This is a genomic window from Allobosea sp. 05T439 (genome assembly GCF_056396005.1).
Window position 1 is genome coordinate 344797 of the sequence record NZ_JBFTKP010000001.1, and the last position, 16438, is coordinate 361234.

The 16438-nt window shown below is 64.5% G+C and carries 15 protein-coding genes; 11 read left to right on the forward strand and 4 right to left on the reverse strand.

Annotation, left to right across the window (positions count from 1 at the left end):
• Positions 1–298: 298 nt before the first annotated feature.
• The 10 genes from AC1DIO_RS01530 to AC1DIO_RS01575 all read left to right on the forward strand — a co-directional run bounded on the left by AC1DIO_RS01530 (position 299) and on the right by AC1DIO_RS01575 (position 9683).
• Complete coding sequence (locus AC1DIO_RS01530; protein WP_476853081.1) at positions 299–994, forward strand: RNA polymerase sigma factor; 696 nt, start codon at positions 299–301, stop codon at positions 992–994.
• Positions 995–1089: 95 nt separating this feature from the next.
• The gene (locus AC1DIO_RS01535) at positions 1090–1614 is read left to right on the forward strand and encodes a DUF4142 domain-containing protein (RefSeq protein WP_441504266.1); all 525 of its coding nucleotides are present in this window, start codon (positions 1090–1092) and stop codon (positions 1612–1614) included.
• 10 nt (positions 1615–1624) lie between these two features.
• Complete coding sequence (locus AC1DIO_RS01540; RefSeq protein ID WP_441504501.1) at positions 1625–1945, forward strand: cupredoxin domain-containing protein; 321 nt, start codon at positions 1625–1627, stop codon at positions 1943–1945.
• Positions 1946–2018: 73 nt separating this feature from the next.
• Positions 2019–2924: a patatin-like phospholipase family protein gene (locus AC1DIO_RS01545; RefSeq protein WP_441504265.1), complete on the forward strand. Its 906-nt coding sequence runs from the start codon at positions 2019–2021 to the stop codon at positions 2922–2924.
• A 154-nt stretch (positions 2925–3078) separates the two neighbouring features.
• On the forward strand, positions 3079–3981 hold the full coding sequence (locus AC1DIO_RS01550; RefSeq protein ID WP_476853054.1) for an amino acid ABC transporter permease: 903 nt from the start codon (positions 3079–3081) through the stop codon (positions 3979–3981).
• A gap of 10 nt (positions 3982–3991) precedes the next feature.
• Positions 3992–4756 (forward strand): amino acid ABC transporter ATP-binding protein, encoded by a 765-nt coding sequence (locus AC1DIO_RS01555; RefSeq protein ID WP_441487809.1) that lies wholly within the window; start codon positions 3992–3994, stop codon positions 4754–4756.
• Between the two features lie 20 nt (positions 4757–4776).
• Positions 4777–5607 (forward strand): ABC transporter substrate-binding protein, encoded by an 831-nt coding sequence (locus tag AC1DIO_RS01560; RefSeq protein WP_441504263.1) that lies wholly within the window; start codon positions 4777–4779, stop codon positions 5605–5607.
• A gap of 124 nt (positions 5608–5731) precedes the next feature.
• Positions 5732–7129, forward strand: a complete 1398-nt coding sequence (gene argH, locus AC1DIO_RS01565; protein ID WP_476853055.1) for an argininosuccinate lyase — start codon at positions 5732–5734, stop codon at positions 7127–7129.
• 86 nt (positions 7130–7215) lie between these two features.
• Entirely contained in the window at positions 7216–8325 is a 1110-nt protein-coding gene (locus tag AC1DIO_RS01570; RefSeq protein ID WP_476853056.1) for an aminotransferase class I/II-fold pyridoxal phosphate-dependent enzyme, read from the forward strand.
• A 5-nt stretch (positions 8326–8330) separates the two neighbouring features.
• Positions 8331–9683 carry a M20/M25/M40 family metallo-hydrolase gene (locus AC1DIO_RS01575; protein ID WP_441504261.1) on the forward strand — a complete coding sequence of 451 codons (1353 nt, stop codon included), beginning with the start codon at positions 8331–8333 and terminating at the stop codon, positions 9681–9683.
• Between the two features lie 62 nt (positions 9684–9745).
• Here the strand turns inward: AC1DIO_RS01575 and AC1DIO_RS01580 are convergent, their stop codons facing one another.
• The 4 genes from AC1DIO_RS01580 to AC1DIO_RS01595 form a co-directional block, all read right to left on the reverse strand.
• A complete protein-coding gene (locus AC1DIO_RS01580) occupies positions 9746–10720 on the reverse strand; it encodes a Rossmann-fold NAD(P)-binding domain-containing protein (protein ID WP_476853057.1) in 975 nt (324 codons plus the stop codon).
• Positions 10713–11330, reverse strand: coding sequence for a helix-turn-helix transcriptional regulator (locus AC1DIO_RS01585; protein WP_441487803.1), 618 nt, complete (start codon positions 11328–11330; stop codon positions 10713–10715). Before AC1DIO_RS01585 ends, AC1DIO_RS01580 begins: the two co-directional genes overlap by 8 nt.
• A gap of 25 nt (positions 11331–11355) precedes the next feature.
• Positions 11356–12471, reverse strand: coding sequence for an aminotransferase class I/II-fold pyridoxal phosphate-dependent enzyme (locus tag AC1DIO_RS01590; RefSeq protein WP_441504259.1), 1116 nt, complete (start codon positions 12469–12471; stop codon positions 11356–11358).
• 284 nt (positions 12472–12755) lie between these two features.
• On the reverse strand, positions 12756–15806 hold the full coding sequence (locus AC1DIO_RS01595; protein WP_476853058.1) for an aminotransferase class III-fold pyridoxal phosphate-dependent enzyme: 3051 nt from the start codon (positions 15804–15806) through the stop codon (positions 12756–12758).
• A 146-nt stretch (positions 15807–15952) separates the two neighbouring features.
• Here AC1DIO_RS01595 and AC1DIO_RS01600 point away from each other — a divergent pair, with 146 nt between their 5' ends.
• Positions 15953–16381, forward strand: coding sequence for an Lrp/AsnC family transcriptional regulator (locus tag AC1DIO_RS01600; RefSeq protein WP_441504257.1), 429 nt, complete (start codon positions 15953–15955; stop codon positions 16379–16381).
• Positions 16382–16438 lie beyond the last annotated feature (57 nt).

A 16438-nucleotide genomic window follows, 5' to 3' on the forward strand; every position in this document is an offset into this window, starting at 1 on the left:
GGCTGAACCTATTGGAATGCGCAGAGAGTGGGTAGCTGATTTTCTGGGGTTATGAACGCCGATCGGACCTGAGCCCTGGACGGCCTCGCCACAGCATAAACCGGCCAGTCCCGGCCTGCTTTCGCAATGGATGAGCGGCCTCGCTGCGGTGGCCGTCGCATGCTCAACAGGCCTATGCTGGGCAGGATCAGCTTCGCGGACCACTGCTGCCGCCAGCGCAGATCCCGCCGGCGCGTATCTGTTTTTCTGGGAACCTTTTCCGTCGCTTTCCATCTCATACAGAGGGAGGAGATCGCCCATGCCGCAGGTTCGAAGAGATGCGCTCGACTCTATATCGGTGCTCAACGACCTCGATCTGGCGCGCCGGGCGCTCGCGCGCGACGGCGATGCATTCCGCACGATCATGCGGACGCATAATCAGCGGCTCTACCGTCTCGCCCGCGGAGTCGTCCGCAATGATAGCGAAGCCGAAGACGTCGTGCAGGAGGCCTATCTCCGGGCCTTTACCCATCTCGAGAGTTTTCGCGGCGACTCCACGCTTGCCACCTGGTTGTCCCGCATCGTCATCAACGAAGCGCTCGGGCGTCTGCGCAAGAACCGGAAAGAGGCGGAACTCGCGCGATCAAGCGACCGGGGCGCCGCCGCCGCGCAGATCATTMAGTTTCCTTGCAACACGAGTTGTGACGATCCAGAGCGGGCCATGGCGCAACGACAGATCCTTCACCTTGTCGAGCGGGCAACCGACAATCTCCCCGATGCCTATCGCTCGGTCTTCATGGCCAGGGTCATCGAAGGCCTGAGCGTCGAAGAAACGGCGGAATTGCTCGGTCTGCGGCCCGAAACCGTCAAGACCCGTCTGCACCGGGCCAGACACCTCCTGCGCAAGCAGCTGGACGAACAGATCGGTCCCGTCCTGCTCGACGCCTTTCCATTTGCCGGCCGGCGCTGCGAGCGCCTGACCGGCGCGGTGATGAAACGGCTCGGCTTTCCCTGATCAATCCGGGAACGTTTTCGATCCCGCAGCATCCAATGATCGTCAATTGAAAGACAAAGCCTGAAGCAATTAAGCGATCAGGCAAAGGAGGTTCCATGTTCACGCGACAGAACACGGCATTGGCCGCACTTGGCCTTCTCGGTGCGATGTCCTTGGCGCAAGCCGCCGACACGCCGACCGATCCGCAGATCGCGCACATCGCCTATACCGCCGGCACGATCGACGTCGAGGCGGCAAAGCAAGCCATCGCGAAATCCAAGAACAAGACCGTCGTAGCCTTTGCCCATGACATGGTTCGAGACCATGAAGCGGTGAACAAGCAGGCGCTCGACCTGGTCAAGAAGCTGAAGGTCAGCCCTGAAGACAACGATACCAGCCGCGCCTTGTCTCAGGCCGCGACAGCGGAGCGGAGCAAGCTCTCGAAACTCCAGGGCGCAGCCTTCGACAAGGCCTATGTCGATAACGAAGTGGCCTACCACAAGCAGGTGAACGGCGCGCTCCAGACACTGCTGATCCCCTCGGCAAGCAACACCGAGCTGAAGGGCCTGCTCGAAACCGGCCTGAAGATTTTCCAGGGCCACGAGCAGCACGCCGCACATGTCGCAGCCGAACTCCGGTGAGGACAAGATCATGTCGTTGAAGCGGCGCCTCTGGGCCATTGCCGGACTGTCGCTGACTCTGGGCGCTGTTCCGGCACAAGCGGAAACCATTCAGGTCGGGATCGACCGGCTGGTGTTTTCGCCTGCGGAGATCACCATGAAGGTCGGGGACACCGTCGAGTGGCTCAACAAGGACATTCTCGCCCACACCGCGACCGTGAAGGGCGGGATGGACGTGATGATCCAGCCGAAGAAATCGGCGAGTCTGGTCCTGCAGAAGATGGAAACGGTCGAGTATTACTGCCGCTTCCACCCCAACATGAAGGGCCGCATCACGGTGTCGGCGCCATAGCCGCCGACATCCTGGCTTCGCGGTCGCGACAGCACCCGGCGTCACGACCGCGGAATCCGAGGAGGCCCTGCCCATGACCAGCGCCGCTGCCCGACCAGCAACCGCCTTCGTCCTTGCGGGAGGTGGCAGTTTCGGCGCCATCCAGGTCGGCATGCTGCGATCGCTCGCGAGCCAGGGCATTGCAGCCGATATGGTCGTTGGTTCAAGCGTCGGAGCGCTGAATGGCGCCTATTACGCGGGGAACCCCACGCTTGAAGGTGTCCAACGACTGGAGACGATCTGGCGCGGACTGCGCCGGCGCGACGTGTTCCCGTTGAGCTGGCGCACGATGCTCGGCTTCCTGTACCGGCGGGACTTCCTTATCGCCTCGGATCCGTTGCATCGGCTTGTTGAGCGCAATCTCTCTTACGCCAATCTGGAGGACGCAAAGATCCCGATGCATGTCGTCACGACCGACATTCTCTCGGGCGAGACGGTCGTGCTTTCGGAGGGCTCGGCTGCGCAGGCCATCATTGCGAGCGTGGCGATACCGGCAGCCTTCGCGCCGGTACGGTTCAACGGCCTCTATCTCGCCGATGGCGCGATATCGAGCAACACGCCGGTCAAGGTCGCAATCGCATGCGGCGCCAAGCGCCTGATCGTTCTCCCCACCGGCTACGCCTTTGCTCTTGACAAGCCACCGGTCGGGGCCGTCGCAAGCGCGCTGCATGCCTTGACGCTGCTGATCGTGCGGCAACTTTTCAGCGAGCTGCAAGGGCTCGACGGCAGCATCGATTTCTTCGTCCTGCCGCCGCTCTGCCCACTCGCCGGATCGCCCTATGATTTCTCGATGACCAGCGAGCTGATCGAACGGGCGGCGAAGAGCACCGACGCCTGGATTGCCGACGGCGGCCTCGACCGGCCGGGCGCTCTTGCCCATTTGAGCACACACAAGCACTCGGGATCACAGGGTGAATGCGGCAGCGTGCTCTCTCATTGAGGCCGCTCCTCTCGAAGAATCCTAGCGCGTCAAGCGCGAGGCAGCGCGCTTGACACCCATGCCTCAGATTAGACAAAAATATTTGATTTGGAATTTACAGTCCATCTACCGCCTGTTATGGCTCCCGCAACGATCGGGAAGATCGGGGGGATGAATGGCTGCCGACAGGGTTGTTTGCCGGAAKGGCGCGATTTACGGCGACGAGATCCTGGAGGTCGCGGCGCTTCCCACGATCCGCAGACGCCATTACGGCCGCGTCGTCGGCGTCGCCCTGATCGTCGTCGCCCTGGCCTTCATCGCCAAGGCCTTCTCCGAGGGCCAGATCGAATGGAAGATCGTTGGCCAGTTCTTCACGGCCCCGGCCATCCTCTTCGGCCTTCTCAACACGATCTGGATGACCTTGTACGCGATGGCGCTGGGCATCGTGCTCGGCGTGATCTTCGCGATCATGTACATGTCGCCCAATCCCGTGATCAGCCGCTGCGCGGTCGCCTATATCTGGTTCTTTCGCGGCACGCCGCTGCTGCTCCAGCTTCTGCTCTGGTTCAACCTCGCTCTGGTCTTCCCCACCATCTCGATCCCCGGACTCTTCGAAGCCCGCATGGTCGAGGTGATGACACCCTTCGTCGCGACGCTGCTTGGGCTCGGCCTGAATCAGGGCGCCTACACGGCGGAGGTCGTGCGCGGCGGCATTCTCTCGGTCGATACGGGCCAGGTCGAGGCGAGCAAGAGCATCGGCATGACGCCGCTGGCGACGCTGTTCTACATCGTGCTGCCGCAGGCGATGCGGGTCATCGTGCCGCCGGTCGGCAACGAGGTCATCAGCATGGTCAAGCTGACCTCGATCGCCAGCGTGATCGGCTATAGCGAAGTCCTGCGCAACTCACAGGACGTCTATTACGCGAATGGCCGCGTCATCGAGCTCCTGATCGTCACCGCGTGCTGGTATCTCGCGGTCGTGACCTTGCTCCAGATCGGCCAGCACTTCATCGAGCGCTATTTCTCCAAGGGTTATACCCGGCGCAACGGGGTGCCCGCTCCGGCCGCGTCGGCGTGAGGTGGCCATCATGAACGAGATGGTCCGCGCCGCCGGCGTCAACAAGGTCTTCGGAACATTCGCAGCACTGAAGGACGTCTCGCTTGCGGTCTCGCGCGGCGAGGTGACCTGCATCATCGGCCCCTCGGGCTCGGGCAAGAGCACGTTCCTGCGCTGCATCAACCAGCTTGAGCGCCCCGATTCCGGTGCGATCGTCATCGACGGCGAGCTCATCGGCTATCATCGCACCAAACAGCACCTGCTGGAGCTCGCCGACAAGGAGGTTGCCCGGCAAAGGCTGATGACCGGCATGGTCTTCCAGCGCTTCAACCTCTTCGCGCATCTGACGGCACTGCAAAACGTGATGCTCGGGCCGATCAAGGTCCAGGGCAGACCGCGGCGCGAGGTCGAGAAGGAAGCGGTGACGCTGCTTGAGCGGGTCGGTCTCGCCGATAAGCGTTTCAACTATCCCAGTGAACTCTCCGGCGGCCAGCAGCAGCGCGTCGCGATCGCCCGCGCGCTGGCAATCCAGCCGAAGCTGCTGCTTTTCGACGAACCGACATCGGCGCTCGACCCCGAACTGGTGGGTGAAGTCCTGAACGTCATGCGCGATCTGGCCCGCTCCGGAATGACCATGATCGTGGTGACGCATGAGCTCGCCTTCGCCCGCGAGGTCGCCGACCATGTCGTCTTCATGGATCAGGGCGCCATCGTCGAACGAGGTGCCCCCGGCGCTATCCTCGTCGATCCGCAGCACCCCCGGACACAGAACTTTATCAAAGCGGTCCTGAAGTGACCGAGCAGGAGGAAAGCCCCATGAAAAGATCGATTGCCCTTGGCGCCGGGTTGGCAGCGCTGCTCGCCTGCTCAGTTGCCCATGCCGACGACTCGCTCACGAAGGTCAAGCAGGCCGGCAAGCTCGTCATCGCGACGATGCCGAACTATCCGCCGATCACCTACAAGGATCCCGCCACGAGCAAGCTGACCGGCTTCGACATCGACCTCGGCGAGGCCATTGCCGCAGAGCTCGGCCTCAAGGTCGAGTGGCAGGAAATCGCCTTCGCCCAGATGCTCCCCTCGCTCCAGACCGAGCGCGTCGACACAGCTCTCGCCGGAATGAGCGACACCGTTCCGCGGCGCGAGATCGTCGACTTCGTCGACTATATGCGCTCCGGCACCCAGTTCTATACGGGCGCCCAGCAGGCAGCCAAGATCAAGACCCCGGCCGATCTGTGCGGCAAGAAGGTCGGCGCCAGCCGCAGCACCAACAACCCGCAGCGCATCGCCGAATGGAGCACCGCAAACTGCGAGTCCAAGGGAGCGCCTGCGATCACCGTGGTCGGCACCGAAGGCTCGGTCGACGCGCGCAACCAGCTCAAGACCCAGCGCATCGACGCCTCCGTGCAGGGCAATGAGACCCTGCCCTATTTCCAGGCAATGGAGCCGAACACCTATGTCCTGCTCGGCGAACCCTTGACCGAGGAGATCACCGGTCTGCCGGTGCTGAAGACGAAGCCGGCACTGCGCGATGCCATCAAGGATGCGCTCGACAGGCTGGTGAAGAACGGCACCTATGCCAAAATCCTGGACAAATACGGCCTCGCCCGGAACGGTATGAGCGAGATCAAGATCAACAGCGCCAAGTGACACCCAATAGGTGACACGCAAAGGGGCGGCGCCTGCCGCCCCTTTCACCTATCCCCCGCCTGAGCCTTGCCCTGTCTGTGCGGGGCTCAGGCCACCACGTTCTGAACAACAGGAAGCTGAAGAGATGTCGGAGCAGAAGAGTGGCGCCAACAAGATGTGGGGCGGACGCTTCACGACGGCGCCGGCGGAGATCATGAAGAAGATCAATCCGTCGATCGGCTTCGACTATCGCCTCTACCGGCAGGACATCGCCGCCTCGAAGGTCCATGCCCGGATGCTGGCGCGGCAGGGCATCATCGGCGAGACGGACAACGAGACAATCCAGGCAGGGCTCGACCAGATCCTCCGGGAGATCGAGGAGAGCCGCTTTACCTTCAGCGTCGATCTCGAGKACATTCACATGAATGTCGAGGCGCGGCTGAAGGAGATCGTCGGCGAGCCGGCGGGCCGGCTTCATACCGCTCGCAGCCGCAACGACCAGGCCGTCACCGACGTCCGCCTGTGGATGCGCGATGCGATCGACGGGCTCGATGCGGTCGTGCAGGAACTGCAGCGCGCCCTGATCGAACGCGCCGGCGAGCATGTCGAGACCCTGATGCCGGGCTTCACTCATATGCAGGTCGCGCAGCCCGTTACCTTCGGCCACCATCTCATGGCCTATGTCGAGATGTTCGGCCGCGACCGGCAGCGGCTGGCAGGTGCTCGCGAGCGCACCAATATCTGCCCGCTGGGCGCCGCCGCCCTGGCCGGAACCGCCTTCCCCATCGACCGGCATTTCACGGCCGAGCAACTCGGCTTCTCCGCCCCGACCGAGAACTCGATGGATTCGGTCGCCTCGCGCGATCACATCGTCGAGCTGCTGTTTTGCTGCTCGATGCTGGCCGTGCATCTCTCGCGCATCGCCGAGGAGATCACCTTGTGGTGCAGCGACGGCTTCCGATTCATCGCCCTGTCGGACGCCTTCACGACCGGCTCCTCGATCATGCCGCAGAAGCGCAATCCCGATGCGGCCGAACTCGTACGCGGCAAGACCGGGCGTGTCGTCGGCTCGCTGAATGCCCTGCTCATGACCGTCAAGGGTCTGCCCATGACATTCATGAAGGACATGCAGGAAGACAAGGAGCCCATGTTCGACGCATTGGAGACAGTCCAGCTCTGCGCCGAGGCCACGACCGGCATGATACGCGACCTGACCGTCCGCCCGGACCAGATGCGCAGCTTCCTGGAACGCGGCTTTCCGACCGCGACGGACCTCGCCGACTGGCTCGTTCGCGAGGGCGGCATCCCCTTCCGCGACGCCCATCACATCACCGCCAAGGTCGTCGCCAGGGCCGAGGCCAAGGGCTGCACCTTGAGCGCGCTTGATATCGAGAGCATGCGGGACGTCGATCCGCGCATCACCGAGAAGGTCTACTCGGTGCTTGCGCCGGAGCATTCGGTGAACAGCCGCCGCAGCTATGGCGGAACCTCGCCGGATGTCGTGCGGGAAGCGATCGCACGGGCAAACGCGCGCTGGCTGTGACGCCCGGCATCTGCGCGAAACCAGGGGGAAGTGCTGCCGTTCCGCAGTGAGCCTGCAGCCTTTCCGTTCGATGGAAGGAATGAGCCTTGAAATTCGATATCTTCCAGATGGAGCGCAATCAGACGCTCTTCGAGAACGAGGTGGAGATCAATCTCACCGAGAGCGGCGTTCATCCCTGGGCGATCGAGGACATCCTCCCGCCAAGCGAGATGCAGGACCTGCTCAAGCTGCCATTGGGCTATGGCTGGACCGATGGCCGGCCTGACCTGAGGGCGAATATCGCCTCATGGTATCCGGGAGCCGGGCCGTCCAACGTTCTCGTGACCAATGGCTCCTCCGAGGCGACGATGATCGCGCTGATGACGCTCGTCGAGCCCGGCGAGCGCATCGTCTTTGCCGTCCCCAATTTCATGCAGGTGGATGGTCTTGGCCGCGCACTCGGATTCGACGTCCAGCGACTTGAACTGAGCGGTGACAATGGCTGGCAGTTCGACCCCGCCAGCCTCGATGCGGCCGCGGCGGGAGCCAAGGTCATCGCCGTCACCAATCCGGCCAACCCGACCGGCAGCGTGCTGACGCAGGAAAGCCGCGACGCGCTTGTCGCTGCGGCAAGGCAGAGCGGTGCCTGGCTGCTGGTGGACGAGATCTATCGCGGAGGCGAGATCGACGGGCCTGAAACCCGGACGCTCTGGGGCACCTATCCGCGACTGGTGGTGACGAGCAGCCTGTCGAAATCCTTCGCCTGTCCGGGCCTGCGCCTCGGCTGGATCGTCGCACCAGTCGACGTGGTTGCCGGCGCCGCGGAACGTCAGGACTATACGACGATCGGCAGCGGCATCCTGAGCCAGATCCTTGCGGCAGCAGTCATGAAGCCCGATACGCGCAGCCGTCTCCTGTCGCGTGGCCGCGACCTGCTGCGAACCAATGCCAATCTCGTCGGCGACTGGATGTCGCGTCATCCCGGCTGGTCGTGGAAGCGGCCGGAGGCGGGCGGCATGGCCTTCCTGCGCTATCCTCTCAACCTGCCGTCCGAGGAATTCTCCCGCCTGCTTCGTGAGGAGGAGAGCRTCTTCGTCGTCGCCGGCAGCTGGTTCGGGATCGAACAGCACATCCGGATCGGCATCGGCGTGCCGACCGAAACGCTCGCCGAGGGGCTGAAGCGCCTCGACCGGTTTCTGGTCCATCACGCGGGGTGAATGCGGTGGATGACGCGGTCAGCCGTGGACGGGACGATCTGGCCCGTCTCGTTGCCATTCCCTCGGTCAGCGCCGAGGGACGCGGCCTGAACGAGGCGGCGACCCTCGTCCGGGATCTGCTCGACGACGCTGGCTTCGTCACCGAGATCCACCCTGGCTCGGTCGGTCCCTTCGTCGTCGGCACGGCTGGCGAGGGACCGCTGACCGTCGTGATCTACAATCACTCCGACGTGCAGCCGGAGGGTGACGCGGCGCTCTGGCTGAGCCCGCCCTACACCCTGACGGAACGCGATGGCCGCCTCTATGGCCGCGGCGCGGCCGACGACAAGGGCGAATTCGCCAGCCGTCTTGCCGGCTGGCGCCGCTTCCAGGCCCAGCAGGGCGGGCCGCTTCCGTTCCGGCTGATCTGGATCGTTGATGGCGAGGAGGAGATCGGCAGTCCTTCGCTCGATGGCTTCCTGGCGAAGCGCTTCGCCGGCGAGCGCGCCGATCTGTGCTGGTGGGAATTCGGCGAGATCGATGCCTCCGGCCGGCCTGTCATCCTGTGCGGCTTCAAGGGCATCACCGCGATCGAGCTGCGCTGCCGCACCGCGAGGGGCGACCTGCATTCGAGCTACGGGGCCGTCTACGATAACGCGCTCTGGCGCATCTGCGCCGCCGTCGCCTCGATGCGCGATTCTGCGGGGCGGATCACGATCGATGGCTTTTATGACGATGTGCGGGCGCCCTCGGCTGCGGAGCGCGCTACCGTACTGCCGCCGCCCTTCTCGCTTGCCAGCGTCAGTGCTGCGACGGGCGGGGAGCGTACGCTGAACGGCGTCGACGACCAGAACTTCTTCTCCGCGATGAATTTCGCTCCCTGCCTCAATGTCAATGGCATCGGCGGCGGCTATCAGGGCGAGGGAGCCAAGACCGTGCTGCCCGCGGAGGCTTTCGCCAAGCTCGATTTCCGACTTGTGCCAAATCAGGCTCCAACGCGCGTCGTCGAACTTGTGCGAGACCATCTCGAACGCATCGGCATGGCGGATATCGAGGTCATCGTTCACGACGCCATCGTCAGGCCGGTGCGCAGCGACGCCGGTCACTGGTTCGTCGCCGCCTGCTCGGAGATTCTTGAAACTGAGTTCGGCCGCCTCCCGATTGTCCAACCCAGCTCCCCGGCGTCGGGCACCGCCCATCCCTTCATCGACCATCTCCGCACGGATGTATTCGGGATCGGCCTCACCCACCACGGGGCGCAGTTGCACGCGCCGAACGAAAACATCGAGATCGATCATTTCGAACGGATGGTCGCGGCGTCCTGCGCCATCTTCAGGATGCTGGCGCGCCGTGCGAATGCGGACCAGGCCGCCATCTAGCGCGGCCTGTCATTCACCGGCTACCCTGGGTCGAGACACCTGATCTGCGGTGCCCGCAGACACTATCGGGCACCCGGCCTCAGCGAGGCGCCGCAGCCTTCGAGGACGACGCGCGCGATCGCGATGTCCTGAACGGCAAGCCCGGTCAGATCAGCAATCGTGATGTCGCGGGCGTCGTTGCGTCCGATCGCGTGCCCGGCAAGGACCGCACCAAGTTCAACGCAAGCCCTGCGCTCGATCAATCCCTCGCGGGCCGCGGCGGCAAATTCGCCATGGTCGAGGCACTGATCGAGGGAATCGGCGATTCTGATATCGGCTGCCGCGACCAGGCCGCTCTCGAGCTCCTGCTTGCCCGGCGCATCCGCCCCCATGGCCGTGATATGTGTGCCTKGCCGGATCCATGCCGCCTTGAGCAGGGGGCTCGTGGCCGGCGTCGTGGTGATGATGGCGTCCGTCTCGGCACACAGAGCCTMGGGCGATGTCGCGAGGGTAACAGCAATGCCTTCGGCCAGCAGCTCCGCCTGCACCGCCTCGGCGCGCTCCGCCGAGCGCGCCCAGATCGCGAATTGCGGCGCCCGTTCGCGCATCAGGTGGGCGGCGGCACGGATCTGAAAGCGGGCCTGCGTGCCGGCACCGACAACGCCGATGCGACGCGCGTCGCTGCGGGCTCCGGCTCTGGTCGCGATGGCACCGGCGAGCGCGGTGCGCAGATCGGTCAGCCACCCCTCGTCACGCAAGATCGCCACKACCGCACCGGTCTCGGCCGAGAGCGCGATCATCATGCCGCTGCTGGTCGGCAGGCCGCGCCTCGGATTGTCGTAGAAACCGGTCGCGATCTTCACCACGAAGATCGGATCCCCGGTGATGTGACCGAATTTGATATGGCAGTCGCCGTGATGCGCGGGAAAGCCGAGATAGCCGACGGGCGGCATCTGCACCCGTCCCGCCGAGGCGGCCTTGAACCCCTCCTCCAGCGCCACGACGGCCCGATCGAGATCAATGGCGGCTTCGATCTGGGCCCGCGCCAGATCAAGCATCGGTCGGTCCGTTCGCCTGGTTCAGATAGTTGTAGACGGTGGCGCGCGCGAGCCCGAGGACGCGCGAGATATAGGCTGCAGCATTGCGCCCGCCAAAGGCGCCGCTCGCGGCAAGATCGGCCACCAGTTGCCGCTTCTGCTCGCGGCTCAGCGCGGTCACGATCAGGCCGCGCTCCTGCGTCCATTGCTGGACATACTCGTTGATGCGCTCATGCCAATCCTCCTTGAACAGGACGGGCGGCTTGTCGGCTCCGGCGGGCACGGCCACGAGCGCGCCGAGCGTCTGCATCACGGCGTGGAAATGCGAGACGTCGACATTGATGCAGAGCACGCCGATCGCCGCGCCATTGGCGGTGAGGACGACGCTGATCGATTTGATCCGGCGGCCGTCCCAGTTGATCTTCTCGTAGGGACCGATCGTCGTCTCGGCCTCATCGAAACCGATCTCGTTCAGGAGCGATGGCTCGCCCAGGACGCGCTGCGAGAAGTTGCCGGCGATATGGACCACKGTCTGCGAGCCGAGATCGTGCAGCACGACCTCGGCATAGGGACGGAACAGCAGGGCGACGGCGTCGCAGATCGGCGCATAGGCCATGAGTTCGGTCGGCATGATCCAGGTCCTTGGCAGCCCCGGTCTAGCGCGGCTGCGACTTCAGATAGTCGCTCAGGCGTTCGAGACCGGCCTCCAGATGGTCGCCCGGAGCCCCGATTCCGATACGGATATAGCCGTCGAGACCGTAGACGTCTCCGGGCAGGAGCATGATGCCGCGTTCTTCGCGCAGCCGATGCACGAGTTCCGTCGAGTTCATCGAATGCGCATATTTCACGAAGGCCATGCCGCCGGCCTTGGGCGGAACGAAGGAGAAGAACTCGCTGTTGCGCTCGACCCAGCTCGTCAGGAGCGCCAGGTTCTGTCTCAGGATGGTCTTGCTGCGCTGGAGGATCTCGGCGCGCTTGGCCGGCTCGACGACGATGCGGGCGACATACTCGCTGATCGCGCTCGTGGTGATCGAGGTGTAGTCCTTGCGCTGCCAGGCGGCGTAGATATCGGCGGTGGGGCCGACCAGCCAGCCGATGCGCAGGCCCGGCAAGGCCATCGCCTTCGACAAGCCGCTGGTGATGATCGCCTTCTCGTAGAGATCGGCAAAGCTGGGCGGTTCCTCACCCTCGAGCTCGGCGCCCTTGTAGACCTCGTCGGCATGCAGATAGGTGCCGTTCTGGCGGGCAATGGCGACGAGCCCGTTCATCGTTTCGCGCGAGAGCAGGCTGCCGGTCGGGTTGTTCGGGTGACAGATCGTCATCAATTTGGTGCGTGGCGAAATGGCCTTGCGGACGTCGTCGAGATCCGGGGTCCAGCCCAGTTCCTCGCGCAGCGCGACTTCCTTCACCGTGACCCCGATGGCCCGGGCCCAACCCCAGATCTGCAGATAGTTGGGCACGAAGACGACGATCTCGTCGCCGGGCTCGAGCAGCGACATCACCATCAGGAAATTGGCCTCGGCCGAGCCATTGGTGACGATGACCTCGTCGGATGTCCGGCCGCGATAGAGCCGCGCCACCGCTTCGCGCAACTCGACGGCCCCGTTCGTCCAGCCATAGCCCAGTTCGACATCGAGCAACGCATTGCGCTGGCCTTCGTCGAGCAGCCCGTTCAGGCTGTAGGGGTGAACGCCGCTATCCGAGAGATTGAACTCGACGGTGTTCTCGTAAAGCGACTGGATCCGCTCCAGGCTGAATTCTTCGATCTTCATGACGCTCGTCCAAACGCGGGTTCGAGCTGTCTAGCATATGGGGCAAAGACAAAAAAGTCTAAATTAGAAGCGTTGTCTAATTTGATGGATCCTGGGCCGCTCGAGCCCCTCTTCGCGACGGAGCCGATACACCATCGTCGGCGTCGCGCGCAGGAATTCGCGTTTTCGTCATCGCAGCCGGGTTGCGTAGGCGCCCCCAAGATTGCCCCGGCGGAGGTTGCCCACCGCCGGGCCTGTTTCAGCGAGCGACGCGCCTCGCCTGCTCGGTGCGCCGATCAGTAGCTTCAGCCCAGCGTGTCGCGCATCGCCTCGTCGAGGGTCTCGAGCAGGATGTCTGCATGCTCGCGCCGGAAGGTCATGGGGGGGCGCAGCTTGATGACGTTGTCGAAGGGGCCGTCGGTCCCCATCAGCACGCCGAGCTCCCTGGCCCGATTGACGATGGCCGAAGCGGGTTCCCCGGCATGCTCCTTGGTTGCCCGGTCCCGCACGAGTTCAAGGCCGAGGAACAGGCCCCGCCCGCGCACGTCGCCAATGACCGAATGACGGTCCATCAACTTGCCCATGCCGGCGAGGAGATAGTCTCCCTGCTCCACGGCGTTTGGCAGAAGACGCTCGTCTTCGAGCACATCGAGGACAGCGAGCCCCGCCGCGCAGGACACGGGATTGCCGCCGAATGTATTGAAATACTCCATCCCGTTGGCGAAGCGTTCCGCGATCTCGCGGCGCATCGCGACAACGGCAAGGGGATGACCGTTGCCGATCGGCTTGCCCATCGTGACGATGTCCGGCACGACACCGTGCTCCTCGAAGGCCCACATCGATTGGCCCACGCGGCCGAAGCCCACCTGGACCTCATCCGCGATGCACAGGCCACCGGCGCGACGAACGGCATCGTAGATCGCACCGAGATATCCCGGCGGCAGGAAGACCTGCCCGGCGACGCTTGGGATCGTTTCGGCGATGAAGGCGGCGGGCGCATGCCCGCCCTTCACGAGCCGGTCGATGATCTCGCAGGCATGCTCGCCATAGCGCTTGCCGATCTCGCCCTCCGGCCACTCGGCCGGCGCGCGATATGGATCCGCGACAGGCAGCACATGCGTATGCTCGGGCCGCCCGCTGCCTCCCCCCTTGCGCTTGAACTTGTAGGGGCTGATGTCGATCAGGCCCTGTGTGTGGCCGTGATAGGCCCAGTCCAGGACGATCATGTCGCGTCGCCGCGTATAGGCTCGGGCCGCGCGCAGCGCGAGTTCGTTCGCCTCGCTCCCCGTGCACACCACGAAGAACGTATCAAGCTCACTTGGCAGCGTCTTCGCCAGGCGCTCCGTGTAGTCGATGATGTTGTCGTGGAGATAGCGCGTGTTGGTGTTGAGGCGCTGGGCCTGCCGCGTGATCGCATCCACCACGCGCGGGTGGCAATGCCCGATATGGGCGACGTTGTTGTAGCAATCGAGATGGGCCCGGCCGGTCTCGTCGATCAGCCAGACATCTTCGCCGCGAGCCATCTTGAGCGGCCTGCGATAGGACAGCGACAGATTTGGGCCCAGTCGCTTCTTGCGCGCCGCCTGCAGGGCATCCTTTTCCTGTCCGGTCCTGTCGAAGGTCTCCGGCGGCAGGCCCGCGAAATCATAGGGCGAAGGAAAGAGGTCGTTCCAGACGCCAGGAAAAGCCGACTCGCCAACGCCCGGAATGACGCCGACGTCATCATAATCCGCGGCGACGAGTTGCAGATGGAGATGCGGTATCCAGCCGCCATTCTCTGCATAGTCGCCAAGCCGCGCCACACAGGCGCCGGCCGGCAGTTCCTCGCCGACGCGGCGCTCGCGAACCGACGCATGATCCAGGTGACCCCAGAGGCTGCGGAAGCGCAGGCCGGGTTCCGGCTCATGCTCGAGCAGCAGGAGCCCGCCATAATCTTGCGGCGCAGGATTGATCGTGGCCGCCACCACCTTTGCCGGCAGCGGGGTAAAGAGCGGCGCACCCGCAGGCGCGAAGATATCGAGGCCGAGATGGATGTTCCGGCGCGCGCCGTCGATCAGGGTCGAGTCGAAAAAGGGCGCCGTATAGACGGTGCGCAGTTCGCCATACGGCCCGAGGCCGAGCGTAAAGCCGTGTTCCCTCTGCAGATCGGCATAGGCCCGGTCCGCGGCAGCATGATCCTGCGCCGCGCTCGCCCGCGCCAGCGGCGCCTCGGGATTGCCGAGATCGACCACATGCTTCTGCTGGCGCGCCGGATGCGGGTGCATGAGCGGCGCCAGCGTCCGGCGGTTTGCGGCCAGCCAGCCCCGCAGGCGCCCGGCCCCGGGCGTCGCCTCAAGGCCACAGGCGTTGCGCAGGATCGCCGTGGCGATACGGCGATCGACCTTGCCGAGCCGCTCCAGGAGAGTCCAGGCCGGCCTTTCGCTGACGAGGAGATAGGGATTCTCGATCGCTTCGGCATGACGCGTCGCCGAAATCGACACGCTCACCGCCAACCGTGCGGCGATCAGATCGAGCAGGATCTCGAACTCGGCGTCCTGCAGCGGCAGTTCCGCGTGATAGCCCGCAGTGATCATGGCGGCTGTTTCGATCGGGCTCTTCTCGTCGAGCATCGCATACGTGCAGGCGACGGCGAGCTCGGCGATAAGCGGCGAATGGGCCGCGTCACCAAAATCGATAAGACCCGCGATCGCGCCCTTCTCGGGATCGGCGACCAACAGGTTCCAGTCATTGGCGTCATTGTGGATGACACCATGGCGCAGGCGCCGGAGCGTCGGCGCGACCCGGGAATCATAGGTGTCGAGCACCTTCTCCAGGCAGCGCCGCTGTGCCGCATCGGACACATGGGACAGGCGCTGGCGCGCCCGCGGCGTCTCGCGGATCTCCCAATCGAAGGCGACATGCGCACCGGGATGACCGAAGCTGCCGAGCACCCGGTCGAGCTGCCCGAGGACACGGCCGATGTCGCGCAGCGTTTCCGGCGTCTTGGCAACCTCGGCCAGCGGCGTGCCGGGGAGATAGGAGACGAGACGGACACAATGACGCTCGCCGCCGCGGCCGGTCAAAAGGCCGAATTCCAGCCCATCGCGGGTCGGCACCACACGCGGCGTCGGCAAGCTCGGATCGTTGATTTCGACGTGCCGCAGCAGCGCGGTCTGGAATTCGATCGCCGTGAGCGGCTCGGCCCCATTGACGATCTTCAGGATGAAACGCTGCCCATCGTCCGCCCGCACGTCGAAATTCTGGTCGCGCTCACTGGGCAGGCCATCAAGGCGGCCGACAACGCCGAAGCGTTGCCGCAAGACCTCCGCCGCCTCGTCGAGGGAGAATGTCGGGCGTGGGTGGTTGACGAAGGTCATCGCAGGCTTTCCGAATTGTCGCTCTGCCATCAATCTGACATTGATGCGGTGGCGGCCGCGCTGCTCCAATCGGCKGTTTTGCCGCCATTGTGGCGGTAGCAACCTGCTATCGCCGCCACACGGATATCTGCGAGCCCTTGATGGCGATGGACGAGACGAACGCGAAGATTCTGCGGCTGCTCCAGGACAATGCGCGGCTGCCGATCAAGACGATTGCGGGAAGCGTCGGGCTCGCCCGCAGCTCCGTGCGCGAGCGCATCGCCAAGATGGAGACCGACGGCACCATCCGCGGCTACACGGCAACCGTCATGGAGGGCCGTTCGGGTGTTGACGCATTCCGCGCCTTCCTGATCATCCGCCTCACCAAGACGCCGGCACGCGACACGGTGGATCGGATTGCCGTGCTCCCGGCGGTCAGGCGGTGCTACTCGATCGGCGGCGAGATCGACGTCATCGCCGAAATCGAGGCGGAGACGACCCGGGCGTTGAACTCCGTGCGTGACGAGATTGCGTCGATGCCGCATGTCGCCGACCTGACGACGGCAATCGTGCTCGCAGACGAGAAGCCAGCCTGAGCGATCGACGGACGCCGGCGGTCAGCTCTTCGTCACGCCCGCGCCGCGACAGCCCGC